Source organism: Streptomyces sp. NPDC047315 (assembly GCF_040643215.1).
In the GTDB taxonomy this organism is placed as follows: domain Bacteria; phylum Actinomycetota; class Actinomycetes; order Streptomycetales; family Streptomycetaceae; genus Streptomyces.
On the sequence record NZ_JBEYTZ010000005.1, the window covers coordinates 68,163 to 93,547 of the forward strand.

Annotated in this window: 18 protein-coding genes; 3 read left to right on the plus strand and 15 right to left on the minus strand. The window is 73.3% G+C overall.

Features of this window, described 5'->3' with window-relative positions:
* Positions 1-2 precede the first annotated feature (2 nt).
* The 12 genes from ABZ842_RS06885 to ABZ842_RS06940 all read right to left on the minus strand — a co-directional run bounded on the left by ABZ842_RS06885 (position 3) and on the right by ABZ842_RS06940 (position 17,997).
* Positions 3-6,383, minus strand: a complete 6,381-nt coding sequence (locus tag ABZ842_RS06885) for an amino acid adenylation domain-containing protein (RefSeq protein WP_361532874.1) — start codon at positions 6,381-6,383, stop codon at positions 3-5.
* 63 nt (positions 6,384-6,446) lie between these two features.
* Positions 6,447-7,385: an amidohydrolase family protein gene (locus ABZ842_RS06890; RefSeq protein WP_361532877.1), complete on the minus strand. Its 939-nt coding sequence runs from the start codon at positions 7,383-7,385 to the stop codon at positions 6,447-6,449.
* On the minus strand, positions 7,382-7,630 hold the full coding sequence (locus ABZ842_RS06895; RefSeq protein WP_361532880.1) for a hypothetical protein: 249 nt from the start codon (positions 7,628-7,630) through the stop codon (positions 7,382-7,384). Before ABZ842_RS06895 ends, ABZ842_RS06890 begins: the two co-directional genes overlap by 4 nt.
* Positions 7,627-8,685, minus strand: coding sequence for an amidohydrolase family protein (locus tag ABZ842_RS06900; protein WP_361532883.1), 1,059 nt, complete (start codon positions 8,683-8,685; stop codon positions 7,627-7,629). The genes ABZ842_RS06895 and ABZ842_RS06900 overlap by 4 nt, the downstream gene beginning before the upstream one ends.
* A complete protein-coding gene (locus ABZ842_RS06905; protein ID WP_361532886.1) occupies positions 8,682-10,247 on the minus strand; it encodes an AMP-binding protein in 1,566 nt (521 codons plus the stop codon). The genes ABZ842_RS06900 and ABZ842_RS06905 overlap by 4 nt, the downstream gene beginning before the upstream one ends.
* Positions 10,248-10,310: 63 nt before the next feature.
* Positions 10,311-12,038 carry an aspartate aminotransferase family protein gene (locus ABZ842_RS06910; protein WP_361532889.1) on the minus strand — a complete coding sequence of 576 codons (1,728 nt, stop codon included), beginning with the start codon at positions 12,036-12,038 and terminating at the stop codon, positions 10,311-10,313.
* Positions 12,010-12,678, minus strand: coding sequence for a GNAT family N-acetyltransferase (locus tag ABZ842_RS06915; RefSeq protein WP_361532892.1), 669 nt, complete (start codon positions 12,676-12,678; stop codon positions 12,010-12,012). Before ABZ842_RS06915 ends, ABZ842_RS06910 begins: the two co-directional genes overlap by 29 nt.
* Positions 12,679-12,694: 16 nt before the next feature.
* The gene (locus ABZ842_RS06920) at positions 12,695-13,651 is read right to left on the minus strand and encodes a fatty acid desaturase (RefSeq protein ID WP_361532895.1); all 957 of its coding nucleotides are present in this window, start codon (positions 13,649-13,651) and stop codon (positions 12,695-12,697) included.
* A 216-nt stretch (positions 13,652-13,867) separates the two neighbouring features.
* Positions 13,868-15,172 (minus strand): condensation domain-containing protein, encoded by a 1,305-nt coding sequence (locus ABZ842_RS06925; protein ID WP_361532898.1) that lies wholly within the window; start codon positions 15,170-15,172, stop codon positions 13,868-13,870.
* 489 nt (positions 15,173-15,661) lie between these two features.
* Complete coding sequence (locus tag ABZ842_RS06930) at positions 15,662-15,790, minus strand: hypothetical protein (protein WP_361532901.1); 129 nt, start codon at positions 15,788-15,790, stop codon at positions 15,662-15,664.
* Positions 15,791-15,911: 121 nt separating this feature from the next.
* Positions 15,912-17,096: an acyl-CoA dehydrogenase family protein gene (locus ABZ842_RS06935; protein WP_361532904.1), complete on the minus strand. Its 1,185-nt coding sequence runs from the start codon at positions 17,094-17,096 to the stop codon at positions 15,912-15,914.
* Positions 17,097-17,268: 172 nt separating this feature from the next.
* Complete coding sequence (locus ABZ842_RS06940; RefSeq protein ID WP_361532907.1) at positions 17,269-17,997, minus strand: helix-turn-helix domain-containing protein; 729 nt, start codon at positions 17,995-17,997, stop codon at positions 17,269-17,271.
* A gap of 232 nt (positions 17,998-18,229) precedes the next feature.
* Between ABZ842_RS06940 and ABZ842_RS06945 the strand changes: the two genes are divergently transcribed.
* Positions 18,230-19,423 (plus strand): cytochrome P450, encoded by a 1,194-nt coding sequence (locus ABZ842_RS06945; protein ID WP_361532910.1) that lies wholly within the window; start codon positions 18,230-18,232, stop codon positions 19,421-19,423.
* 64 nt (positions 19,424-19,487) lie between these two features.
* Complete coding sequence (locus ABZ842_RS06950; RefSeq protein WP_361532913.1) at positions 19,488-19,679, plus strand: (4Fe-4S)-binding protein; 192 nt, start codon at positions 19,488-19,490, stop codon at positions 19,677-19,679.
* Between the two features lie 124 nt (positions 19,680-19,803).
* Here ABZ842_RS06950 and ABZ842_RS06955 read toward each other — a convergent pair whose 3' ends face one another.
* Together ABZ842_RS06955 and ABZ842_RS06960 are read right to left on the minus strand one after the other, a co-directional pair.
* The gene (locus ABZ842_RS06955; protein WP_361532916.1) at positions 19,804-21,066 is read right to left on the minus strand and encodes a cytochrome P450; all 1,263 of its coding nucleotides are present in this window, start codon (positions 21,064-21,066) and stop codon (positions 19,804-19,806) included.
* Positions 21,063-22,679: a prenyltransferase/squalene oxidase repeat-containing protein gene (locus tag ABZ842_RS06960; RefSeq protein WP_361532919.1), complete on the minus strand. Its 1,617-nt coding sequence runs from the start codon at positions 22,677-22,679 to the stop codon at positions 21,063-21,065. Before ABZ842_RS06960 ends, ABZ842_RS06955 begins: the two co-directional genes overlap by 4 nt.
* 245 nt (positions 22,680-22,924) lie before the next feature.
* On the opposite strand from ABZ842_RS06960, the gene ABZ842_RS06965 reads away from it, so the two are divergent.
* Positions 22,925-23,158, plus strand: coding sequence for a hypothetical protein (locus ABZ842_RS06965; protein WP_361532922.1), 234 nt, complete (start codon positions 22,925-22,927; stop codon positions 23,156-23,158).
* A gap of 32 nt (positions 23,159-23,190) precedes the next feature.
* On the opposite strand, the gene ABZ842_RS06970 is transcribed toward ABZ842_RS06965, so the two are convergent.
* Entirely contained in the window at positions 23,191-25,368 is a 2,178-nt protein-coding gene (locus ABZ842_RS06970; protein ID WP_361532925.1) for a bifunctional serine/threonine-protein kinase/ABC transporter substrate-binding protein, read from the minus strand.
* Positions 25,369-25,385 lie beyond the last annotated feature (17 nt).

Genomic DNA, 25,385 nt, shown 5'->3' on the forward strand with positions numbered 1-25,385 from the left:
GCCTACTTCCCTTCGTCGGGGCCCGCCGGGGCGGGGGCTTCGGGCTCCGCCGGGTGCTGCGGGCGCAGCCGCGGCACCAGGGCGGCGACGGTGGGCGCCTCGAAGAGGTCGCGGACGCCGACCGCCGCGCCCAGTTGGGTGCGGATGCCGGCCACCAGCCGGGTGGCGAGCAGGGAGTGGCCGCCGAGGTCGAAGAAGCTGTCGTCGACGCCGACCCGGTCGATGCCGAGGACGTCCGCGAACAGGTCGCACAGCGCCTTCTCGTCGGGGGTGCGCGGGGTGCGCACGGTGCGCTGCCCCTCGGCCCGCGGCGCGGGCAGCGCGGCGCGGTCGAGCTTCCCGTTGGCGTTCAGCGGCAGGGCGTCGAGCCGGACGAAGGCGGCGGGCACCATGTACTGCGGCAGGAGGCGGGCCAGGTGGTCCCGGAGCTCCGCGGGCTCGGGCCCGTCGCCCCCACCGCGCGCGCCGGCCCCGTCGCCCCCACCGCGCGCGCCGGCCCCGTCGCCGTTCGGCACGTAGTAGGCCACCAGTCGTCTGTCGCCCGGCCGGTCCTCCCGCACCGTCACCACAGCGCGGGCCACCGCGGGATGGGTGACCAGGGCGCTCGACGCTTCGCCGGGTTCGATCCGAAAGCCCCGGATCTTGACCTGGTCGTCGACGCGGCCGACGAACTCCAAGGTGCCGTCCTGGCGGCGGCGGACGACGTCGCCGGTGCGGTACATCCGTTCGCCCGGGGCGCCGAAGGGATCGGCGACGAACCGGTCGGCGCTCGCCCCGGGGGCGTTGCGGTAGCCGCGGGCGAGCCCCGCCCCGGCGATGTACAGCTCTCCGGGCACGCCCGGCGGGACCGGCCGCAGACGCGGGTTGAGCACCCGGGTGCGGGTGTGGGGGAGGGGACGGCCGATCGGCGGCGGCTCCTCGCCGTCCCCGAGCCAGGCCGCGGTGGTGTAGACGGTCGCCTCGGTCGGCCCGTAGAGGTTGGCGATCCGGGCCCCGGGGGCGGCGCCCCGCACTTCCGCGACGACGTGGGCGGGCAGCGCCTCGCCCGCCAGCACGACGTCACCGACGTCGAGTGCGGCGTCGAGGTGGGCGACGACGTTCGACAGGGCGGACGGCACCGCGCTGACGAGGCTCCCGCTGCTCCCGTTGGGGCGCCTCGCCGGGCGCTCGGCCAGGGCCAGCGTGTCGCGTACCACTTCCACGCCGCCGCCGCAGAGCAAGGGGCAGAGGATTTCGAAGACCGACACGTCGAAGGTGAGGGACGTGGCGGCCAGGACGCGGGAGAGCCGGCGCGGCCCGAAGGCGTCATCGGCCCACCGGGCGAGGTTCACGACGGCCGAGTGCGGGACCAGGACTGCCTTGGGGCGGCCCGTGGAGCCGGAGGTGTGGATGACGTACGCGGGGTGCTCGGGGCGCAGCGCCGTCGTACGGTCCGCGTCGCACGGGTCAGTGTCGCGGGCGTCGGCGTCCGGGCCCGTACCCCGCTCGTCGTCCAGCAGGAGCCGCGGCACGTCCCCGAAGGGCAGCCCCGCGTCACGGGCGGTGGTCAGCACGCAGGCGGGCGCGGCGTCCGCCATGAGCAGGGCGATCCGCTCGGCCGGGTGGCGCACGTCCAGGGGCAGATAGGCGGCGCCCGTCTTCAGCACGGCCAACAGCGCGACGACCATGTCGACCGAACGCGGCAGGGCCAGCGCCACCAGCTGCTCGGGCCCGACGCCCTCGGCCAGCAGCCGCCACGCCAGCCGATTGGCCCGGGCGTTCAGCTCCGCGTAGGTCAGGTGGTCGTCGCCGCAGCTCACGGCCGGCGCGGCCGGAGTGCGGCGGACCTGGTCCTGGAAGAGCCCGGGCAGCGTGCCCGGTGGCGGCGCGGGCACGGCAGGCGCTTCGAGGTCGCGTTCCTCTTCGGGCAGCAGGACGTCCAGCGCTTCGAATGGCACGTCGGGTTCGGCCGCCGCCCGGGTGAGCAGCAGCGCGAGACGGCGGGCCAGGGTCTGCACCGTGTCGCGGTCGAAGAGTTCGGTGCTGTACTCGACGAAGCCGTCCAGGCCGGTGGGCGCGCCGTCGGCGCCGTGCCGTTCCGTGAGGTCGACCAGCAGGTCGAAGCGGGAGGCACCGGGGTGCAGCAGCTCGGTGTCGACCTCCAGGCCGGGCACGGCGCAGCGGGGCCGCGGCACGTTCTGCAGTGCCAGGGAGACCTGGAAGAGGGGGTGGCGGCCGACGGCCCGGGGCGGGTTCAGGTCCTCCACCAGGTACTCGAACGGCAGGTCCTGGTGGGCGTAGGCCCCCAGCGCCGCGTCACGCGCCCGGCCCAGCAGGTCCCGGAAGGTGGCCGCGCCGGAGGTGTCCAGCCGGAGGACGAGCGTGTTGACGAAGAAGCCGACAGAACGCTCCAGGGCCTGGTCCGTGCGGCCGGCCACGGGCGAGCCCACGGGGACGTCGTATCCCGCGCCGAGCCGCGTCAGCAGCGCCGCGAGCCCGGCCTGGAGCACCATGAACAAACTGGTGCCGGTGCGTCGGGACAGCTCGGTCAGGGCGCGGTGCAGCTCCGGGCCCCAGGCGACGGGCAGCGTCCTGCCCCGGTGGGTGGGGTGCGCTGGTCGCGGCCGGTCCAACGGGAGGTCCAGTTCGGCTGGCAGGTCGGCCAGGCGCGTGCGCCAGTAGTCCAGTTGCCGTGCCAGGACGCTGTCCGGATCGCCGGGGTCGCCCAGCAGGGCGCGCTGCCAGAGCGTGTAGTCGACGTACTGGGCGGGCGCTTCGACGTCCGCGCCCACCGGCGCCGTCCCGGCGCGGCGCGCGTAGGCCGCCGTCAGGTCCTCGGTGATCGCCGCCAGCGACCAGCCGTCGCAGGCGATGTGGTGCACCGTCAGCAGCAGGTCGTGCCGCTGCGGGCCGAGCCGGTACAGATCGGCGCGCACCGGCAGCTGGCGCGCGAGGTCGAAGCCGGGCGAGACGGCGTCGTCGAGGAGGGCCGGCAGGGTTGCGTCGGTGGCGTCGTGCACGGCCATCGGCACGGGGGCGTGCGCCGGGTCGAGGATCCGCTGCCCCGGTTCGCCGTCCTGGTCGGGCAGTACGGTGCGCAGGGCCTCGTGCCGGGCCACCAGGTCCGCCAGGGCGGCCCGCAGGGCGTCGAGGTCCAGGGCGCCGGTCAGCCGGATCAGCCACGGCACGTGGTACGCCCGGCTCATGCCCTCCAGGTGGTGCAGGAACCACAGGCGGCGCTGGGCGAAGGAGAGCGGCAACGGGTCGGGGCGCACGCCCGGCAGGACACCGGGACGCGCCGCGGAATCGGCACCCGTGCGGCCTTGCGCGTCGATCAGCGCGGCCAGGGCGGCGACCGTCGGGGCGTCGAAGAGCGCCCGGACCGAGACCTCCACGCCGCACGCGGCGCGGACCCGGGCCACCAGGCGGGTGGCCAGCAGAGAGTGGCCGCCGAGCGCGAAGAAGTCGTCGTCCGCGCCGACGCCAGCGACGCCGAGGACTTCCTCGTACAGGGCGCACAGGGTCCGCTCGCGCTCCGTGCGCGCGGGGCGGCTCCGGCCGGACTCCAGCACGGGCGCCGGCAGCGCGCCGCGGTCCAGCTTGCCGTTGACCGTCAGCGGCAGCCGCTCCAGGTACACCACGGCCGTCGGCACCATGTAGTCGGGCAGCCGCTCCCGCAGCCGGGCCCTGAGCGCCGCGGTCACCCGCGCGCCGTGACGGGCCGTCAGAGGGCTGTTGGCGTACGCGGCCGGCTCGGCGAGCCCGGTGGCCGGCTCGTACGCCGCCAGGGCACCGCCCGCGCGGTCGAAGAGGACGTCCAGCGTGTCCACCGCCGTTGCGGAGGGGGCGACCGCGACCCGGTAGCCCAACTCGCCGCCCAGCGCGTACCACGCGTCCGGTTCGACCCCGCGGGGCGCACGCGCCAGCAGTTCGCGCAGCTCCGGCAGGTCCGCCCCGTGGTCCAAGGCGCGGCTGGCCGCGACCTCCTGGGACGTGCGCGGGTTGGGGACGCCGGCCACCCGCAGCCGCTCGGGCCGCTGCGTGCGCAGCCGGTCGGCGAGGACGCCCGCGGACGCCAGGTCCTCGGGCCAGCGCAGTCGGACCGGCTCCGGCGCTGCGGGCGCGGGCGACGCGTCCTGCTTGTGCAGCACCGCGTCGTACCGGTGGCGGGTCATCTCGTTGTGGTGCCGACCGCGGCGCACCCGGACGTCCACCGGGCCCGCGGCCGGCAGCCGCCGGGCGACGGCGTGGAAGAAGTCCGGTGCGGCCAGCAGTTCTGCCTCCAGGGCCAGTTCGCGCTCGACGGCGCCCCGCAGCGCGGCCCTGTCGTCGTCCGCGGACGCCTGGCGCAGGGCCACGGCGGCGGAGAAGCAGCGCAGGGACCTCACGTCGCGGACGTCCCCGACGAAGAGGGCACCGCCCGGGCGCAGCAGCCCCCAGGCCCGGCCGAGGACGTCGTGCAGGTAGTCGGCGTCGGGGAAGTACTGCACGACGGAGTTGAGCACCACCGCGTCGAAGTGCGCGGCCGGCAGGTCGCCCAGGTCGTGGGCGGCCCGGTGGCGCAGCCGGACCCGGCCGGCCAGGTCGGGACGGGACGCCGTCTCGCGGCGCAGCGCCTCGATCGCCCGCGCGGACAGGTCCGTACCCCAGTACTCCTCGCACTCGGGGGCCAGCCGGGACAGCAGCAGACCGGCGCCGGCGCCGATCTCCAGGACGCGGCGGGGGCGCAGCTCCCGAATGCGTTCCACGGTCGCGTCCCGCCACTCCCGCATGTGGTCGACCGGCAGCGGGGCGCCACCGGCATAGCTGTCGTGCCAGCCCGTGAAGTCCTCGCCGAAGGCGGGGGCGCCGCGCGTGGCGACCCCCGTGTACTGGGTGTCGAACACCTCCGCCCAGTCGTCGACCTGCGCCGCGGCCGTGCCGTCCCCCGTCGCCCGGGCCCGGCGGTCGGGGACGACGTAGGCGACCAGCCGCCGCTCGCCCGAGGCGTCCTCGTGGACGACGACGGCGGCCCGGCGCACCGCGGGCTGGGCCTCCAACTCGGCCGCGACCTCCCCGGGCTCGATGCGGAAGCCGCGGATCTTCACCTGGTCGTCGGCGCGGCCGACGAACTCCAACTCGCCCCGCACGGTGCGGCGGACGACGTCGCCGCTGCGGTACATCCGGGCGCCGGGCGGCCCGAAGGGGTCGGCCAGGAAGCGGCCGGCGGTCAGGCCGGGGCGGTTCAGATAACCGCGGGCCACGCCCGGCCCGGCGACGTACAGCTCCCCGGGCACGCCGCTGGGCACCGGGCGCAGAGCCCGGTCGAGGACGTGGACGGACAGGTCGGCGATGCCGACGCCGATCCGGCTCGGGGCGCCGGTGGCGGCGTCGGACCGGGTGAGCGCGGTCAGGGTGACGTGGACGGTGGTCTCGGTGATCCCGTACATGTTGACCAGCGCCGGGGCGTCGTCGGCGTGCCGCTCGTACCAGGGCGCGAGTGCGCCGAGGTCGAGCGGCTCGCCGCCGAACACCACGGTCCGCAGCGCGAGTCGGTCCCCGGTCGCCGGGTGGTCGCGGTCGGCGTGCACCAGGGCCCGGAAGGCGGACGGCGTCTGGTTGAGGACCGTGACCCGCTCGTCGGCGAGCAGGGCGAGGAAGCGCTCCGGCGAGCGGCTGACCTCGTAGGGGACGACGACCAGCCGTCCGCCGTGCAGCAGCGCGCCCCACAGCTCCCAGACGGAGAAGTCGAAGGCGTAGGAGTGGAAGAGGGTCCACACGTCGTGCTCGGTGAAGCGGAAGGCGGCGGCGGTGCGGGCGAAGAGACGGACGACGTTGCGGTGGGTGACGATGACGCCCTTGGGTCGGCCCGTGGAGCCGGAGGTGTAGATGACGTACGCCGCGGAGTCCGCGGTCAGCGCGGCGTGGCGGCCGACCGCGGTGGGCGGGCTCGCCGGGCAGTCCGCCACGTCGGCGGCGGTCCGCGGATCACGGAGCACCAAATGGGTTGCCTCGGTGCGCAGTTCCACCGGATCGAGGCTGAGCAGCAGCGCCGGACGGGCGTCCCGCAGGGTGCGCTCCAGACGCTCCCTGGGATGGTCGAGGTCCAGGGGGAGATAGGCCGCGCCGGACTTGAGGACCGCGAGGACCGCCACCACCAGGTCGATCGAGCGCGGCAGCGCCAGGGCGACGAGCCGTTCGGGCCCCGCGCCGCGCCGGATCAGCGCCCGGGCCAGCCGGTTGACGCGCTCGTCCAGGGCGGCGTAGCCGAGGCGGTCCGGCCCGCAGGTGACGGCCGTGCGGTGGGGGTGCAGCGCCACCTGCGTCTCGAAGAGGTCCACCAAGGTGACGTCGGCCCCGACGGGCGCGAGGTCCGCTCCCCGCCGGTGGCGCACCGACGCACTGCCCGATCTGGTCATCGCCATCGCTCATCTCCTTCCTCGTACGTCCAGCGGTTCGCGGCCCCACCCGGGGCGGCGTGGGGCGGGCTACGGCTTCGGACGGCTCCCCGGCGCCAGGACCCGCAGGAGGTTGCCGCCGAGCACGAGGTCCCGTTCGACGGCCGGCACCCCGGCGAAGACCGTGGGCCCGTGCACGACCTCGTCGACCAGCCGTTTGAGTCCGCCCGCCAGGCGGCCCAGCGGCCAGTCCGTGCCGAAGAGGACCTTGTGGTTGAGCCCCAGGCGGAACAGCCGGTTCAGATGGCCCGGCCAGTCCCGCAGGGTCGGCGTGCTCGCGAAGCCCCCGATGTCCAGATAGACGTTGGGCCGGTACGCCGCGAGATAGCCCGCGACGTCGACGTGGGTGAGACCGGCGTGCCCCAGGACGAAGGGCACGGTGGGGAAGTCCCGTGCCGCGCCGTCGATCAGCAGCGGGTGGGCGGACTCGTAGTCCAGGCTCGCGGCCGTGGGTCCGGTGTGCACGAAGACCGGCAGCGACCGGGCGGCGCAGATCTCGTAGTACGGGTAGAGGCGGGGGTCGGAGGGCGAGAACCCGCACGGCGGATAGAGCTTGACCCCGTCCAGTTCGTACCGCTCCACCTGGTCCTCGAAGGCGCGGGCGCCGTCGGGGCCGCGCCGCGGGTCGATGCCGACGTACACCCAGAACCGGCCGGGGTGGCGCTGCCGTACGGCGTGGTGCAGCCGGGCGGCCTCCTCCGGCGGCGGGCTGCCGGGCAGCCGCAGCGAGAAGTCCGGCACCAGCAGCACCGCCTTCTCCACTCCGGCGGCGTCCATCTCGGCGACCAGGCCGTCCGCGAGGTGGTCCTGGTGCTGTGCGGCGTACCCCTGGACGATCCGGTCCACGGACGGGGCCGGCCCCCGGGCGGCCAGCCCGGCGTGCACGTTGCCGGCGACGTCCGCCACGAACTGCCGGGGGATGCACCGGGCGGTGGCCACGTGGCAGTGGCCGTCGTAGATGCCGGTCATCCGATGCAGTGCTGGACCAGGCCGCGGATGGTGACGCCGTCCGCGGGGTCGTACGTGGCGAAGTCGAAGGGTGCGTCGGCCTGTTCCTCCAGGTGGGAGATGAGGCCGACGACCGCCATCGAGTCCAGTACGCCGGTGTGGCTGAGGTTGGTCTCCGCGTCCACGGCCACCTGGGCGTCGCCGGCCGTCCACTCCTCCACCCATGAGATCAGGGACTTCTCCAGGGTCAGCGCCTCGTCGCTCATGTCCGTCCACTCCTGTCCGTCGGGCCGGCTCCCTGGTCGGTGGCCGGGGTCTCGCCGGGCCGCGCGCGGCCCTCCGCTGTGCGGTCGCCCGCCCGGCCGACCAGTCGCAGCGCATTGCCGCTCGTCACCAGTCGGCGGTCGCGCTCCCGCAGCCCCTCGACGGCCGGGGAGCCGGCGGCGAAGGCGGTGACCAGTGAGGTCAGGGACTCCGACAGCCGGTAGGACGGCCAGCAGGTGCCGAACAGCACCTTGTGGCTGATCCCGGTGCGCAGCAGCGCGCGCACGTGCGCCTGCCAGCCGTCCGCGTGCAGCACCGAGTGGAACTGGCTGATGTCCAGGTGCACATTGGGGCGGTGGGCGCACAGGTACGTCGACTCGTCGACGTGGGTGACGCCGCCGTGCCCCAGGACGAAGTCCACCCCGGGGAAGTCGCGCGCGGCGCCGTCGAGCAGCAGCGGGGCGCCGTACGTGAAGTCCAGCGGCCCCCAGCCGGGGCCGGTGTGGCTGATGACGGGCAGCCCGTACTGCCGACAGACCTCGAAGTACGGGTACAGCCGGCGGTCGCTGGGCGAGTAGCCGCACAGCGGGTACAGCTTCAACCCGGCGAAGCCGTACGCGCTCACGCAGTGCTCGAACAGGTCCACGCCGTCCTGCCCGGCCCGCGGGTCCACGCCCCAGAAGACGTGGAAGCGGCCGGGGTGGCGCAGCGTCACCCGGTGGTGCAGCTCGGCGAGTTCGGGGCGGTCGAGCCGGCAGTCCGCCACATGCGAGAAGTCCGGCACCACCAGGAACGCCCGGTCCACGCCCGCCTCGTCCATCTCGGCGACCAGCTTGTCCGCCTCGTCGTCCTGGTGGACGGCGAGCACCTGGTCGAGGATGCGGGATGGGCGCACGCCGTGGCCGTGGGCGGTGAGCCGGTGGTGGACGTTGGCGGCCTGGTACTCCAGGAAGGCGCGGGGGATGGCGAGTTCGCTGCCCAACTGGACCTGGGCGTCGACGACGGGGGAGCCCGGGGGGTCCGCCGCGGGCGGGGCGGCCCGCGTCCCGTCGCTCACCGCGCGCCCCCGCGCCCGCTCCCGTTCGCGCTCCCCTGCCCGCTTCCGCTGCCGTGCCCGCTCCCGCTTGCGCTTCCGACGAGCACGGCTTCGCCGGCGCCGGCGAAGTGCTCAGCGGCCTTCCCCCTGCTCAGCTTGAGGTTGCCGGTCATGAAGGCGGGGTCGGAGCGCAGCGGTCGCTCGGAGAAGACCAGCGAAGTCACCCGGTGGTCGGCGTCGAGGGCGTGGTTGACCTCCGCGATCCGGGTCCGCAGCGAGGAGCGCAGCTCCGGGTCGCCCGGGTCGGCCGGGGTGACGATCGCGCCGATCCGACCGGAGTGCGGCGTCGGCACCACGACGATCTCCGCGAGGCCCGTCACCGCGGCGAACGCGGCCTCCACCTCCGCCGGGTGCACCTTGCGCCCGGTGCCGAGCACGATCACGTCCTTCTTGCGTCCGACGAGGGTGAGGTACCCGTCCTCGTCCAGCCGCCCGTAGTCGCCGGTCAGGATCGACCCGTCGGGGCGGAAGGTGTCCTCGGGCGCCGACTCCCCGTCGGTCTCGAAGTAGCCGAGGCTGAGCGGTGCGGGGCGGTCGATGACGACCTCGCCGTCGTCGAGGACGGTGACCGCCTCCGGGTCGATGAGCCGGCCGACCGTGCCCGGGCGGGCGGCGTCCTCGGTGTTCCAGGCGATCATGCCGGTCTCGGTCAGCCCGTACGCCTCCAACAGCCGTACGTCCCGGGACCAGTACCCGTCCAGGGTCTCCCGGCGGATCGGGGCCATGCCGGTGATCAGGAAGCGGATGTGCCCGCCGAGGAAGTCGTGGAGGGTGCCGCCGGCCTTGCCGCCGGCGTAGAGCTGGAGCGCGGTGTCGTAGAAGACCGGCGGTCCGATCAGGAAGGTGGGCCGCTCGCGGCGCACCGAGGGGAAGACCCGCTGGTACGGGGCGAGGACCAGGTCGGCGCCGAGCCACAGGCAGCAGTACACCGACAGCCGCTGCTGGTAGTTGGAGAGCGGCAGGAAGATCAGATGGCGGTCGTCGCCGGTGAGGCCGAAGGCGTCGACGAAGCGGTTGATGACGTAGGCGGTGCCGGCGGCGCTGATCTCCAGGCCCTTCAACCGGCCCGAGGTGCCGGAGGAGTAGACCAGGCTGTGCAGGTCCGGCCGGTCGGTGACCTCCGCCGTGGCCGGTACCGCGCCGGCCGGGGGCACGCCGTCGGGCCGCACCACCGCGGGCGCGGTCGCCGGCACGGGGTCGTCCGCGATCAGCAGCGCGAGTCCGTGCTCGGCCACGAACTTCTCCGGGTCGGGGACGTCGGTCGCGTCCGGGAACGCCTTGAGGAGCGCGCCGACGGCGAGCGCCGCCAGGTCCCAGGTCAGCCAGTCGATGCTGTTGCCCGCCCGGATGCCGATGACGTGACCGCGCCGAACTCCCGCGGCCGTCAGCTGTTCGGCGCGGCGGGCGGCGAGCGCGTGCAGTTCGCTCTGGGTGATCTCGCGGCGCGTGCCCGAGACGTCGATCTCCACCACCCGGGCGGTGCCGTGCGCGCGGTATCGGTCGGTGAGGCTGGACAGGCTCATGCTCACTCTTCGGTCCCCTCTCGTGCTGTCAGTGGCGTGGTGCGGGACGGTGGGACGCGGGGCTCACCGGGGGTTTCGGGCAGGGCTTCGCACGGGTTCGGGCAGTACGGACGGGAAGGCCGCCAGCCGCTCGCTCAGCCCCCGGTCGACCAGGAAGCCGATGCGTCCGCCGAGCATGTCCTCGTAAGCGCCGCTGTCGGTGTCCCAGGCGACGCGGACGTGCAGCACGCTGCCTCCGTCGTCGTCGGGGGTCACCGTCGTCTCGCGCTCCAACGTGCGCCACAGCCAGCCGGGTTCGGCCGCGAGCCGCACCCCGCGGTCAATGACCTCGGCCCGGTCCGCCCAGACGACCGGGTCCGAGCCGAGGCGCCCGGCGAACTCGGGGTCGAAGCCGACCGTCGACCGCAGGCCGTCGGCGGCGAAGGGGTCCAGGGCCCGCGGCGCCGCGTGCAGGGCGGCCAGGACGTCCGGTACGGAGTGCGGCAGCCGCACCGTGCGGGTGACGGGCGACAGCAGGGCGCCCGGCTCGTCGGCCGGCCCGCGGTCCGCGGCGCCGCGCGGTGCGGCTGCCTCGGCCAGCAGCGCGTCCAGGACGGACAGGCAGTGGTCGAGTTCCGCCACGGTGATGACCATGGGCGGCTGCACCCGCAGCACCCTCGGGTTGTAGAGGGAGTACGTGGAGGTGATGCCCTCTTCCAGCAGCCGGCCGAGCACCCGTCCCGCGGTCGCCTCGTCGTGGAACTCGATGCCGTGCATCATGCCCAGACCCCGGTGCGCGGCCACCACGCCCGGGTGGCGTCGCGCGGCTGCGGCCAACCGCTGCCCGATGGTGGCGGCCCGGTCCCGGACGGTGGCCAAGAACGCCTCGTCGGAGGCGATGGCGACGGTCTCCAACCCCACCCGGCAGGAGAGCGGATTGCCGCCCAGGCTCGATCCGAAGGTGGAGGGCAACTCCCGCAGCACGGCCCACACCTCCTCGGTGCCGAGCACCGCCGACACGGGCAGCACCCCGCCGCCGAACGCCTTGCCCACGCACACCAGGTCCGGCGTGATGCCGAACTGCTCGTGCGCGAAGAACGTGCCGCAGCGGCCGAAGGCGGTCTGCATCTCGTCCAGCACCAGCAGGGCACCGGCCTCGGTGCACAGCCGGCGCACCTCCCGGAAGTAGCCGGGCGGCGGCACGATGACGCCGGCCTCCGCCTGCACCGGCTCCAACAGGACGGCGCCGACGCCGTCGTCCAGGACCTGGGCGAGCGCGTCCACGTCACCGAAGGGCACCTGTTGGAAGTGGTCCATGAACGGGCCGAGTCGGTCCCGGTGCTCCGGCCTGCCGGAGGCGCTGAGCGTGGCCAGGGTCTTGCCGTGGAAGCAGCCGCGGGCGCTGACGACACCGGGGCGGCCGGTGGCGGCCCGGGCCAGTTTGAGCGCGTTGTCGATGCTCTCCCCGCCGCCGTTGGCGAGGTAGGAGTACGGCAGCCGGTTCCCGGTGGTCCGCGCGAGGCGTTCGGAGAGCCGGATCTGCACCTCCTCGAACATGATCTTGGTGCTGTTCAGCACGCCGCTGTCCAACTGGTCGCGCACGGCCTGCACGATCCGGGGGTGTGCGTAGCCGAAGGACTGGTTGCCGTACTGGTCGAACAGGGCGAGGAAGGACGACCCGTCCTCGTCCAGGACCCGGCTGCCCTCGCCGCGGCCCTGTACTCCGCACCCCATGACGAAGGCCATCCGCGCGTAGGTGGGGTGGTTGTGGGCGGCCTTCCCCTCAGCCAGCAGTTGGCGCCGGGTGCGCATGCGTGACCTCCTTCGGGAGGTCGCCGGCGTAGGTGTCGTAGTCGCCGAAGAAGAACTGCAGCATCCGGTTGCGGCGGTGCTCGTCGGCGCGCGCCCGCCGCGCCGCGTCGACCGTGTCCAGCACGGCGACCAGGCTCAGGGGCGCGCCCTGGAAGCGCACGTCGCGGTAGGGCTCGTGCAGGGCGACGAATCCGATGGCCCGGTAGAAGCTCCGCAGTCCACCGGAGTCGTCGTCGACGAAGAAGTCACCGAGGACGTGCGTCGCACGGTGCACGCGCACGCTGTGCACCAGCGCCTCGCGCATCAGCGCGACGCCGATGTTCCGGCTCCGCACCGTCGGCAGCGTCATCAGGTGCCCGAATTCCACGAGCCGGTTTCCCGGACGCAAACCGGAGAGGTCGACGGTGTCGTCACAGGGCAGTCCGAGCGGGGAGTCCGGCACGACCTTGATGGTGCCCACCGCGTTATCACCGTGATATCCCACGATGTACTGGGCTTGGCCGTCGAACCGGTCGAAGGTGGCGGCGGTGTCGGTGGCGTCGGCCAACCTCTCCTGGTCCTGCACGTATACCGCGTCGCGCAGTTCGAGTACGTCGGCGTGTTCCGCTTCGGTGGAAGCCAGGCGAAATGTCACGTGCACGGTCGAATCCTCCGGATCACTTGTGGACCAACTTGCCGAAGTACTCGATGTAGCCGCGGTGGAAATACCGGATGCGGCCCCTGACTTCCCGGTGCAGATCCGGTAGCCGCTCGATGGGGAGATTGGGCATCAAATGGTGTTCGACGTGGTAGTTGTTGCCGTTGGTGAACCACGTGGCGAATCGGTTGGAGCGGATCGTGCGGGTGTTGGCGAACGGATCGCGGTTCAACGTCTCGCACCCGTAGTGCTCGGGCAGTTCGATCGCGGCGTGCACCGGAGCGGCGACGAGCACCAGGGGCAGCAGCCACGCCCACAGGACGACGGCCGTCCCCGTCCACCAGGAGAGCAGCGCCAGCGCGAGGACCGCGCCCGCCGTCAGGAGGTGGTCGCGTCGTATCCGGCGCGAGACGCGGGCGTTCTCCCCCGCGAAGTCCCTCCGGCGCAGCGAGCGCCACAGGTTGGCGGCGAAGAGTCCGTAGTGGTGGACCATCGTGAACCGCGCGGCCCAGTCGAAGCCGGCGGCGAGCCTCGACCGGTCGCCCCTGGTCCCGTACTGGTCGCCGTAGTCGAAGAACTCCCGGTTCTGCGGGGTGCCCAGGTCACGGTGGTGGCGCATGTGCGTGGCCCGGTAGGCGGCGAAGGAGATCAGCATCGGCATCCCGAGGACGACGCCGCAGACGGTGTTGGCCCGGCGCCGGCGGTACGCCAGGTTGTGCAGCGTCTCGTGCTGGAGCTCCGCGGCGTGCGCGAACATGGCGCCGGTGAGGACCACTCCGACGATCCGGCTCCAGAGGGCCGGCTGGAGTGCGAGGGCGACGCCGGTTGCGGTGAGGACGGCGCACAGCCCCACCTTGAGGGTGAAGACCCAGCCGCGCGGCTCGGTGCGCAGACGTTTCAGGGTCGCCTTCAGTTCGGCCGTGTCGGGGGGACCGTTGGGCTCGTGCGATGCGCTCTGGCCTGTCGGGGCCTCCATGGTTCTGTCTCCGTTTCCGCTGGTGGCAGTCGGTGCTGACCGGTGGGGGAGGGCGGCCCGGGGCACGGGCGGCCCGCGGTCCGGGCGGTGTGCGTGGAGCAGCGAACGGCGAGCAGTGAGCAGTGAGCGTCGAACGGTGCTGTGGCGCGGGCGTGCGTGAAGGGCGCACCGGCGCGGAGTTCGGCTGCGGCGGGGCGAGGTGACGTGGGGCGCGGGTCAGGGGGCCGGCAGCGGCTCGGGACAGACCTCGCGCAGCAGGGTCTGCGGGCCCGCCGCGGCCACGGCGTCGAGCAGCGACAACAGCCCCTCCAGGTGGCTGTCGGTCGCCTGCTCGTCGTAGAGGTCCGGATGGGTGTCGAGGATGAGCTCCACCGTGCCGGCCGTGTCGATCTGGAGCAGGTACGCGGTCAGGTCGACCGTCAGCGGGATCGAGGCGGTGTGCACGGTCGCCGGCGCACCGGCGAAGTCCAGCCGGTGGTCGAAGAGCATGACGTTGACCATCGCGGCCCACAGGCGCCCCGACCCGCCGCGCTCGGCGACGTCGCGGGACAGCTCGGCGGTCGGGTAGCGCGAGTGCAGCAGCACCTCGCGCACCCCGCGGGAGACGCGCCGCGCGTGGTCGGCGAGGGCGGCTCCGGCGTCGTAGGGGACCCGTAGCGGAAGGATGTTGGTGACCATGCCGGGCGCCCTGCGCGCCTGTGGGCTGAGCCGTCCGGCCGTGGGCAGCCCGAGGAGCACGTCCGAGGTGCCCGCCGCCGCTCCCACGTAGGCCGCGATCGCGCTCACCGCGAGGTCCGACCAGGTCACGCCCAGGCTCTGCGCGGTGTCGCCGAGCTTGGCCACGAGCTCGGGCGCGAGCTGCCGGCGCCGCCGCCGGCCGGCGCCCACCGCGGCTCGCCCGCGGGACGGCCCGACGGGCTCCGGCAGGTCGGCGAAGGCGTCGAGCCAGTGCTCGCGGTCCCTGGCGAACCCCTTCCCCGCCCGGTACGCCGCCTCGCCCTCCACCAGGCGCGAGAACGGCGTGAGCGCACCGTCCGCGCCGCTGCGACCGGCGGCGAGTTCGCGGTACACGGCGGCGGTGCGGTTGAAGACCAACGCCAGGCTCCAGCCGTCCATCACGGCGTGATGGACCTTCCGGTAGAGCAGGAACCGATCCGGCGCCGTCTCGATGAGCGCGGCGGTGCACAGCCGCTCCGGGTCCGCGGGCAGCCGGACGTCCGCCTCGATCCAGGTCAGCGCCGCCGTGCGGGGATCGGGATCGTCGCTCACGTAGATCCGGTGCAGCGGGGACGGCTCCGCCTTGACGAACTGCCGGTGCTCCCCGGCCACGGTGTCGATGCGCAGGCGCAGCGCATCGACCTCCCGCTCCACCTGCAGGTGCGCTGCGGTTATCACGTCGGGATCGATGCGCCCGTGGATCTCCAGATAGTCACAGATGGAGAAAACCGGATTGGTCAGGTCATGGGTCTGCGCAGTCCAGGTGCGTAATTGCGGTGGCAGTAGCGGTAAACCTTCGTCCATAACATTTCGCACAGCATCCTTCTCCGGACGGCGTATTCGCGGGCAGGCGAACGGACCCATCGATGAGATCGCCATGAAAGGCAGAGGTGATCGCGCGTTCTCATATTGCGCTTGATCGCTTGGATGTGAAGTGCTGGATATTGATCGACCAACCCCGCGGGCGGGGTCGAGGTGTCGCACGCACAGTAGTTGGGCCCCATGAAAGTGGCGCACGGATCACATGGAGTGATTCAGACATTTTAGCCGTGCTGCAACTTACGACTTTCCTGGTGGCATGCGCAAAGACATTACCGCACGACTCAACCTTCACCAAGATGATTTCACGATGAAATCAAGCCAGGATGAGGCCGGTCCTGGCCCGGAGAGGGTGAAGGCGTGCCCGGATACCGGAAGACGGCGCGGGCCCTCTCCGACGGTCTGACCCGGCTCCCGACCGCGCGCCGCGTCACGCATCGGGGCGACGACGGGAGCTGTGCGCGCTGCGCTCCGTCAGCGGGCCGCGCAGGACGGGCAGGACGACCGGGGCTCGACGCAGACGTCGTCGATCACCGGGCCGTTCGCACCCGTCGCACCCGTCGCACCCGTCGTGCTCACGAAGGCGACGGTCGTGGTGGACACGTTGGCCACGAAGGCGAACTGGCAGTGCACGCACCCCCATGGCGGCGTAGGTCTTCCCGATGGCGTCGAAGGAGAAGCCCTGGCACCTTCCGGTACTTCCCGGCTTCCCGGGGGAGTGCGTCTACAGGAAGGGCGTGTTGGCGTCGAGCCCCGACAGCACCCTGCCGTACAGCTCCAGATTGGCGGCGGGGTTGACGAACGAGTGCACGCTCAGGGCGTTCAGGTCCCGTACGATCCGCTGGATCGGGACCTCCCGGTGCAGGGCCGAGGCGCCCGAAGCGGAACCGATCAGATCGGCGGCCTCCTTGCACAGCCGCGTCAGATACCCGCACTGCGCCCTGACCCTGGCCCGCTCCTGCGTCGTGTACGGCTGTGCGTCCCGCGCCTTGGATTCGATCAGCGCCACCATGTCGTCGGCCAGCAGCTCCGCGGAGGAGACCTTCATCGCGGCCTCGGCGAACTGAAGGTGCGTCACCGGCGCCTCGTGCTGGCGCTCGTAGAACGTGTACGTGATGCCCCGCCGGTGGATGCGCTCCTCGAACTCCGCCAGGGCCGCCCGCCCCATGCCGACGGCGTTCGCAGCAGCCCAGGCGCAGAACAGCAGCAGCACCGGCATCCGGTAGAACGGGTCGGCGCCGTTGCGCCGCGACGGGAACGAGCCCGCGAGCAGCGGCTCCACCGGCAGGACGCGGTGGGCCGGCACGTGCACGTCCCGAGCCACCACGGTGTTGCTGCCGCTCCCCACCAGACCGGTGACGTTCCAGTCGTCCAGCACCTCGAGGTCGGTCATGGGGATCGCCAGCCACAGCATCTTCGGCGGGCCGTCCCCGGAGTGGTCCAGTGCGGTCAGCAGGTGCCAGTCGGCGTCCTGACAGCCCGTCGCGAAGGGGGAGTTGCCGTTCACCACGTAGCCGCCGTCCACCGGAACGGCCTTCGAGGTCGGGATGAGGGTGCCGCCGACCCGTACGTCGGGACCGGTGAAGATCTCGTCCTGAGCCTCGTCGGGGAACAGGGCCGCGATGAACGCGTTCCCGACCTGGATCATCGCCACGTACCCGGCCGAACCGCACGCGGTGGAGACCTCGCTCAGCGCGTCGATCTGCGTGCGCAAGGTGGACTGGTAACCCCCGTAGTGGCGGGGGACGTTCATCCGGTGGATCCCGGCGTCCGAGAGCGCCGCCACGACCTCGCCCGTCACCCGCCGCCGCTCCTCGGCGCTCGCCGAGTGCGAGCGGACGAGCGGTAGTCGTTCGCGTACGCGTTCGACGAGGTCGGTGTCCGAACGGGGTGCTGATGAACCGGCCAAGGGACGACCTCCAGCCTCGGGTCACGACAGACCCCTCACCGTGGCGCCGATCCCCGGCGGCTGTCAATGCCGCCCCTGCCGCGACGACACCGTGTGGCGCGGGGAAGACGTGTCGGCAACGAGGAGCACACCGCACGTGGGACGAACGAATTCGTCTTCCGGGACCTGCGGATCACGAGCTACTTCGGCTGAACTCCCGCGCCTCGTCCGCCGCGTCCGGCCAACACCTCACCACGCACCGCGTGAAGTCGCTGCCGAGCCGTTCGAGGAGCCGACCCGTCGTCGCGAGCCTCGCCCCGGCGACGGTGTCGGCCCCGAAGGCGTCTGCACCGTGCAGCGCGGTCGCGGCAAGCCGACGGTTGGCGCGTACGCCGACCATCACGGCGCGGAAGCTCGTTTCGTCGTCGAGGAAGTACCGGTGCCGTCGGCCCCGACCGTCACGGCCGCGACGGATCAGCGCGTGCCGTTCCAGGAGCGCGGCGGCCTGCGAGACGGACGCGGCGCTGACCTTCAGGCGCTGCGCCAACTCGGCGGCCGTGCAACTGCCGGACTCGGATGCGTACAGCCAGGCCAGCACGCCGGCCGCGGTGCGCGACAGCCCCGTCTCGACCAGCGCCGCGCTGAACTCGGTCACGAACACGGCCTTCGCGTGCGGAGCGGGGCCGGAGTGCTCCTCGATCGGCCGTGCCGCGGGGCGGGGCCTGCGCCGCGCGCGGTGGCTCGCCGCCAGGTGCGCCATCTCCGCGTGGTAGCGCCCGGGCCCGCCGTTGCGTGCGACCTCGCGCAGCACGGTCGACGCGGGGCGACCCAGGGCGCGGGCGATGGCGGCGTACTCCAGGCCCCGCGCCAACCCTTCGCCGATCTGCCGCCGTTCGGCCCTGGTCAGCCTGCGTCCTGGCATGTCGGCCGACTCCTTCGATCCGGTCGATTGGCCGCCAGTATCCGCACCGGGCACCGGGCGTGGCAACGCACCTTCAGCCACGTGCATTAATCGGCACGGTCGTTGCAATCGGCAAATGCGGTACTGACCAGCGACGACGCCGCGAATTCAACAGAACGGCCATTGACCGGCAATTCGGCCCGTTTCTAACGTCGAAACGCAGTGATCCTCCATCGACCTGCGAGGTGACACCATGGCGGAACTCGCCGTTGAGCTGCCCACCGAACGCCCCCCGGGGTGCCCCTTCGACCCACCCGCGGAACTGGCCCGGATCGGCGCGAGGGCGCCACTGACCCCGCTGGCCTTCGCGGACGGCCACGAGGGGTGGCTGGCCACCGGCCACGCCATGGTGCGCCGCGTGCTCGCCGACCCGCGGTTCAGCGCGCGCATCGAACTCGTCCACCCACCGGCCCCGGGCCCGCTGAGGACGGATCCCCCCGCGGACCCCGGCATCTTCATCAGCCAGGACGCACCGGAGCACACCCGCTTCCGCAAGTTGCTGACCGGCAAGTTCACCGTACGCCGGATGAAGCAGCTCACCGAGCGCGTCGAGCAGATCACCGCCGAGCACCTGGACGCCATGGAGCGGCACGGCGGGCCGGTCGACCTCGTCACGGCCTTCGCCCAGCCGATACCCGCCACCGTGATCTGCGAACTGCTCGGCGTGCCCTACGAAGACCGGCAGCGCTTCGAGGCCTTCATCGCCAGGGTCTCCAAGGACGACGCCACCCAGGAAGAGCAGTACGAGGCGTTCGCCGCGCTGAAGGACTACGTGCGCCGACTCGTCGTGGCCAAACGCGCCGCACCCACCGACGACCTGCTCAGCGACCTCACCACCGGCGACCTGACCGACGAGGAACTCACCGGCGTCGGCGTGCTGCTCCTCGCGGCGGGTCTGGACACCACGACCAACATGATCGCGCTGGGCACCTTCGCCCTGCTGGAACACCCGGACCAGTGGGCGGCGCTGTGCGCGGAGCCGGAGCTGGTCGACACGGCGGTCGAGGAACTGCTGCGCTACCTCACCATCGTGCCCCTGCTGTCGAGGGTCGCCCTGGAGGACGTCGAACTCGACGGCCACCTGGTGAAGGCCGGATCGACCGTGATGCTGGCGTCGTTGACGGCCAACCGCGACCCGGCGAAGTTCCCCGATCCGTACGCCCTGGACCTGCGCCGCAACCCCGTCGGGCACGTCGGGTTCGGCCACGGGGTCCACCAGTGCCTCGGTCAGCAACTGGCCCGGGTGGAGATGCGCGTCGCCTTCCCCGCGCTGGCAGCCCGGTTCCCGGGGCTGCGCCTCGCCGTCCCCGGCGACGAGGTGCCGTTGCGCAGCACGAAGAGCTCCATGGCCATCTACGGTGCCAAGGCCCTTCCCGTCACCTGGTAGTGCACGATGGTCATCGTCGGTTGACGGTGCCGGCCGCGGTCGGCAGTCGCGAAGGGAGGACGACGTGAGGCTCACGGTCGATCGCGAGGTGTGCGTCGGGGCCGGGATGTGCGTGCTGACCGCACCAGGGGTCTTCGACCAGGACGACGAGGAAGGGCTGGTCACCCAGTTGGTCGCGGACCCCGTCGGTCAGGACGCCGAGGCGGTGGAGAAGGCGGTCGGGCTGTGCCCCTCGGGAGCGTTACGCCTGAAGTGAGTTCCGTACGCCGGTGAGCCGACCGGCCGCCCCCGGTGGGAGCCCTCTCGGGGACGGCACCCCGGCCGCAGCCCCTCGGACGGCGCGGTCGGGGTGTGGCCCGTGCCAGACGGCCGGCACGACTTCACCCCTCGCCCGTGACGCCGATGGTGGCCGTGACGGGCCCGTCGGGGCGGATGGTGAGGCCGAAGTGGGCGGACGGCGTGCGGTGGAGGGCGGGTGTGAAGCGGGCCAGCAGGCGGTCGAGGACGATCGTCATCTCGCGCACGGCGAACTGCGCGCCCAGACAGGCCCGCGGGCCGAAGCCGAAGGGGAAGTAGGCCGCCGGGTGCGCGGGCCGGTGCCCGGAGTCGGTGAAGCGCCCCGGGTCGAAGCGCTGCGGATCGGGCCACAGGGCGGGGTCGCGGTGCGTGAGGTAGGGGCTGATCAGCACGGTGGCGCCGATCGGAATGCGGTGGCCGCACAGGGTGTCGTCGGCGAAGGCATGACGGCGCAGCAGCCAGGCCACGGGGTAGAGCCGCACGGCCTCGCTGACGACGGCGCGCAGGGCGGCGAGCCGGGCCGGTGACCCCGGGGCGCCGGCGCTGCGGACCTCGGCGAGCACCCGGGGGTGCCCGTCGAGCAGGACGAAGACCCAGGCGAGGGCGTGGGCGGAGGTCTCGTGTCCGGCGGCCACCAGGTTGAGGGCCTCGTCGCGGACGATGCGTTCGGGCAGGTCGCCGGCGCGCAGCAGGGTGGGCAGCAGCCACGGTGCCGAGCCCGTCCGGTCGGCTTCGTCGATGGCCCGGTCGATGACGGCGTGGACGGTCGCGACATGCGCGGCGATGACGGGGTCGGCCGCCGGGTCGCCGGTGGGCAGCGCGGGCACGGAGGCGAAGATGGTGTTCACGGCGTCCAGGTCCCGGTAGGTGTCCTCGTCGCCGGGGCGTCCGGTCAGACACCGCCAGATCACGTCGAGGGCGTAGTGCCGCATGTCGGCGGCGACGTCCCGGGGGCGGCCGTCGGCGGCGGACTGGGCCCACAGGTCGGCCACGGCGTCCGCGGCGGCGTGCATGGCCTCGTCGTACGTGCCGATGGCGCGCGCGGTGAAGTGCGGCTGCAACAGCCTGCGCTGGCGCTTCCACGTGTCGCCGGTCGCGGCGACGACCCCCTCGCCCATCAGGAAGCGGGTGCGGGTCAGCCGCTTGCCGTAGCGGTCGGTGCGCTTGGCCAGCACGTGTTGGACGGCGTCGGGCCCGGTCACCAGCACGCTGGTGCCGTTGCCGTCGGGCAGCGCGGCGACGGGCCCGAACTGTTGCGCCCGGGCGAGCCGTTCGACCAGGTCCGCACCGTCGCCGCCGCGTCCGGACGCCCGCGCGGGCGGCACGGGTGCCTCGTTCTCGTTCACCGTGTGACCTCTCCGAATCTCGCCGAGGGGGCCGCGCCGGCTGCCGGGGCGTCCGGTCGCGGACCGAGCGTGCCCAGCGCCCAGAGGGCGAAGGCGTCCGCGAGGACGGGCACGTCGTACGGCAGTGGACGGGGAGCGGCCTGATCGGGTCGGGAAACGATTCTTCCGTCGTTGCCCTGTTGGGTCAGCAGATACGCCAGACCCGCACCCCACGACGGGGCGGAGCCGCGGCCGGTGGCCAGGAGCGCGTACGCGGTGCTCAGCGCGTCGCTGGGCTCGCCCGGCACCTGCCCCCAACCGCCGTCGGCCCGCTGGCACTGCGCAAGCCGGCGGGTCGCCGCGGCGACGGCCCCGGCTATCTCCTGCCGACGGCGGGCGTCCTGGAGCGGCGCTGCGGCGCGCAGCGCCGTGACCACGCGATAGATCGAGTTGGACTCGCTACGACTCCAACTGCGCTCGTACGTCACGCCGTTGACGTGCTCGGCGAGCAGGAAGTCCACCGCGGCACGGAGGACCTCTGGACGTCGGGCGGGGTGCCCGGCCAGTACGGTCACGGCGCCGGCCGTCATGGTGACCTCGGAGGGGTGCCCGGGTAAGAAGGTGGGTATCCCGCCGTCCGGATTGGCGTGCTGCACCAGGTTCGTGAGGCCGGCGTCGAGCTGCTGCGCGTAGCGGAGCGGATCGACGGAGCCGAGGAACTGCAGGCAGTACGCGGTGTCGTCGCTGTCCCCCTGGGTCACTCCGGCCGTGTATCCCCACCCGCCGTTCGGGAGTTGCTGACGTGCGAGGAAGTCGCCCATGGCGAGCAGCGTCGAAGGGCCCGCGCCGTCCGACGGCGCCGCGGGGGCTGCGGCGGCCAGCGCGATGCCGCTGATGGCCGTGCAGAAGACGTTCATCCCCTCGATGAACGGCATGCCGCCGTCGTCGTTCTGCACCGACAGCAGCCCCGCGACGCCCCGGCCCACCAACGGATGGCCGGGCGCGCTGCGGTGCAGGGCGATCAGCGCCAGGGCGTGGGCGAGGACGTTGCCCTGCCAGACCCTCTTGGTGCTTCCGTGCTCCAACTGCCGTACCAGGAAGGCGACGTGGGCATCGACGGGTTCGCCGCCGGCCAGCAGCCGCAGCACCCTGGACGCGCACAACAGCAGCTCCACCCAGGGCGCGAGGCCCCGGTAGCCGATCTCGGCGGCGAGGTCCGGGGGAGCGAAGCCGGGCACGTCCAGGGCGGCGAGGACCGTGGTGAACAGCAGTCGCTTGCGGTCGGCGGTGAAGTGGTCGAACCCCACCAGCCAGTCCAGCGCCCGGCCGGGCGCCGCCGCGTCGGGACGGCCGAGCGCGGCGGCGGCGAGCGCGCGGTCGAAGGCGTGCGCGGTGGGGCGGGACGACAGATGGCGCCGTGCGCGCCGCAGGGCCGGGGCGTTCAACTCCGTCTCCCGCAGCAGGGCGACCACCAGCGCGGTCTCCAGGGTGCGGCTGGCGCAGGGGCTCGCGACGGCCCCGTCGGCCCCCACGCGCGCGGCGAGGTCCGCCGCGAGCCGATCGCGCGCGGTGGCCAGGCACTGCGCCCCCGGGTTCTGCGGACTGCGGGTGGGCTTCCGGTCAGCACTTCTCACGACGCACTCCTGGCGGTAGGGGAACGCGGAGGCGGAGCAAGGGAGGTCCTGCTGGGAGCAGCGGAGGCACTGAGGAACACCGCCCACGGTAGCCACTGCCACCACATGGTGGTAGAGGTGCCGATGAGCCGGCTGATTCACGCCGGCCCTCGGCGCTCGAACGGTGCGATCCGCGGTGACCAGCGACGACGCTACGATGCGTCGAACGCGAGCCCGATGCGCTCACGTTGCACGAAGGGGGACGTGTGTCCGTGCTCGGTGTGGCCCTGCTGCTGGTGCTGGGCGTCGTGGTCGTGGGTGTGACGTGGCTGCTGTCCGAGTGGCGCCCCAAACTCCGCTGGGTCAACCGCGACGGCCGCAAGTGCCCCGACTGCGGCGGCGGCCGTACGCGCACCGTCGTCAGCGACGACCGGTTGAACGGGATGCTGGAGTGCCGTACGTGCAGCCGGGTGTGGAACCCGGAGGTCCACCGCCGCTGAGGCCGCGGCTCGGGGTGCGGTGCAGGTCGAGCTCACTTCACCTGGTCGTAGCGGCCCAGGAAGCGGAACGCACCCTTCTGCACGCGGTACAGGAACGCCGACTCCCTGAGCTGGAGCATCTGGGTGACGTCGGACTGGTAGTGGAGCGGCTTGGCCACGCCTTCGTAGGAGGAGCGGAAGACGTGCTCGGCCACCTCTCCGGGGGCGACGGACGTCCTTGAGCCGAAGGCGGTCAGGGCGGTGGCGATCAGCCCCACCGCGTCGTGGGCCTCGGCTGACCAGCGGCCAGGGGCCGTGCCGTACCGTTCGCGGTGGGCGGCGGTGAACGTCCGTGCGGCCTTCGTCGTCGCCGACTGGGGCTCCGCGTAAGGGGCTTCGAACACCCAGCCCTCGGCCGCCGCGCCCGCCGCCTTCAAGAACTCCGGGCGCATCGCGGGCTCGAAGCCGGCGCGTGCTCCCTTGAATCCGGCTTCGGCGAGCGCCCGGGCGCAGGCCGCCGCGCGGACCGCCGAGGTGCCGGCGAAGACCACGGCCTGCGGCTCGGTGCCCAGCGCCGCGCGGACCACCGGCGTGAAGTCGTCCCGAGCGGCCGGCATCACGTGCAGCGGAGCCGTGCCGCCCCGGTCGTGGTTGGGCGGAGAGCTGCCCAGGCTCCGGACGGCTGCACGGATCGCCTGGCCGGCTTCGGCGTCCTGGATGATCGCGGTTCGGCGGCTGTCGGCCACCTGGGTCAGATAGGAGAGCACGGGGTAGTGGCGGTACGAGAGTGGCGCCCGGACCATGCACAGGGTGCGGATCCTGTCCGCGTCGGGTCCGGCGTCGTTCTTGTCCAGCGAGACGAAGAAGAAGGGCATCGACGCAGCCGCGTACCGGGGCGCGGCGACGCGCGCCGCGGCAGCGCTGTTGGGGCCGATCACTGCGCTCACCGCGGGGTCGCTGACCAGGCGCCGCGCGGCCTGCTCGGCCCGCCCGGCCTCCCCGCGGTCGTCGTGGACCACGAGGGCGAGCCGGAAGGGCACGTCCTTGCGGGCGTTGTGCGCGTCGACCGCGATCCGCGCCCCGCGCTCCTGCGCCCTGCCGACGTCCTTGAGGCCACCGGAGAGGTCCGCCTGGAATCCGATCGTGCGGGTGGGCACCTGACGGCCGGCCGCCGGCCCGCCCGGGTCGCGGCGCGTCAGCAACACGGCGGCGGCGGTCCCGGACGCGGCGACGGCCGCCACCGCCGAACCGCCGATCACCAACGCCCGGCGCCGGGTGGGCGGGCGCTCCTCGGCACCACCGGACCCGACCTGCACCGCGGGCGGCCGGGGCGGCGGGTCCAGGGCCCGCGCCGAACGGTCGGCCACCAGACGCAGCGCCTCCGGCGGCAGCCAGCCGCCGCCGTCGGACTTCGCGTACGCCTCGCACACCTCCCGCAGCCCGGCCGCGGTGGGCCGCTGCGCGGGCGTCTTCGCCAGACAGTCGGTGATCGCCCCGGCCAACTCCGGCGGCAGCAGCGCGTCGAGCCCGTCGAGGTCCGGCTCCTCGTGGACCGTGCGGTACAGCACCGCGCTGGGGTCCCCGGTCCCGAACGGCCGCCGCCCGTTCGCCGCGTACGCCAGTACGCAGCCCAGGGCGAAGACGTCGCTGGGCGCCGCCACCTCCTCGCCGGGGATCCGCGTCTGCTCCGGGGCGAGGTAGCCCGGCGTGCCGATCACCGCGTCCGGCGCGGTGAGCAGGGTGAGGCCCGCGCCCTGGGCGATGCCGAAGTCGATCAGCCGCGGCCCGTCCAGGGCGAGCAGGATGTTCCCCGGCTTGACGTCCCGGTGCACCAGACCCGCCGCGTGGACCTCGGTCAGCGCCTGCGCCAGCCGGGCGCCGAGCGCGGCGACGGTGCCCGCCGGCAGCGCGCCGAGGGAGGCCACCGCCTCGGCGAGCGAGGGGCCGGCCACGAACGCGGTCGCCAGCCACGGCGCCGCGGCCTCCGCGTCGGCCGCCGTCACCGGCACCAGCCACCGCCCGGCGAGCCCCCGCGCCAACTGCACCTCGCGGCGGAAGCGGGCCCGGAACGCCGGGTCGGCGGCGTGCTCGGCGCGGATCACCTTCAGGGCGACGGGCGTTCCGTCGCCGGCCCGGGCCAGATAGACCGTGCCCATGCCGCCCGAACCGAGCCGGGCGAGCAGCCGGTGGCCGCCGAGCGACTCGGGGTCCTCGGGCCGTAGTGCGCGCATGCGTCGTCCCTCGCTGT

Excerpts from the sequence above, each read along its gene's own strand:
- ABZ842_RS06885 (WP_361532874.1), bottom strand. The coding sequence starts at position 6,383 with ATGGCGATGACCAGATCGGGCAGTGCGTCGGTGCGCCACCGGCGGGGA.
- ABZ842_RS06890 (WP_361532877.1), bottom strand. The coding sequence starts at position 7,385 with ATGACCGGCATCTACGACGGCCACTGCCACGTGGCCACCGCCCGGTGC.
- ABZ842_RS06895 (WP_361532880.1), bottom strand. The coding sequence starts at position 7,630 with ATGAGCGACGAGGCGCTGACCCTGGAGAAGTCCCTGATCTCATGGGTG.
- ABZ842_RS06905 (WP_361532886.1), bottom strand. The coding sequence starts at position 10,247 with ATGAGCCTGTCCAGCCTCACCGACCGATACCGCGCGCACGGCACCGCC.
- ABZ842_RS06910 (WP_361532889.1), bottom strand. The coding sequence starts at position 12,038 with ATGCGCACCCGGCGCCAACTGCTGGCTGAGGGGAAGGCCGCCCACAAC.
- ABZ842_RS06920 (WP_361532895.1), bottom strand. The coding sequence starts at position 13,651 with ATGGAGGCCCCGACAGGCCAGAGCGCATCGCACGAGCCCAACGGTCCC.
- ABZ842_RS06925 (WP_361532898.1), bottom strand. The coding sequence starts at position 15,172 with ATGGACGAAGGTTTACCGCTACTGCCACCGCAATTACGCACCTGGACT.
- ABZ842_RS06940 (WP_361532907.1), bottom strand. The coding sequence starts at position 17,997 with ATGCCAGGACGCAGGCTGACCAGGGCCGAACGGCGGCAGATCGGCGAA.
- ABZ842_RS06945 (WP_361532910.1), top strand. The coding sequence starts at position 18,230 with ATGGCGGAACTCGCCGTTGAGCTGCCCACCGAACGCCCCCCGGGGTGC.
- ABZ842_RS06970 (WP_361532925.1), bottom strand. The coding sequence starts at position 25,368 with ATGCGCGCACTACGGCCCGAGGACCCCGAGTCGCTCGGCGGCCACCGG.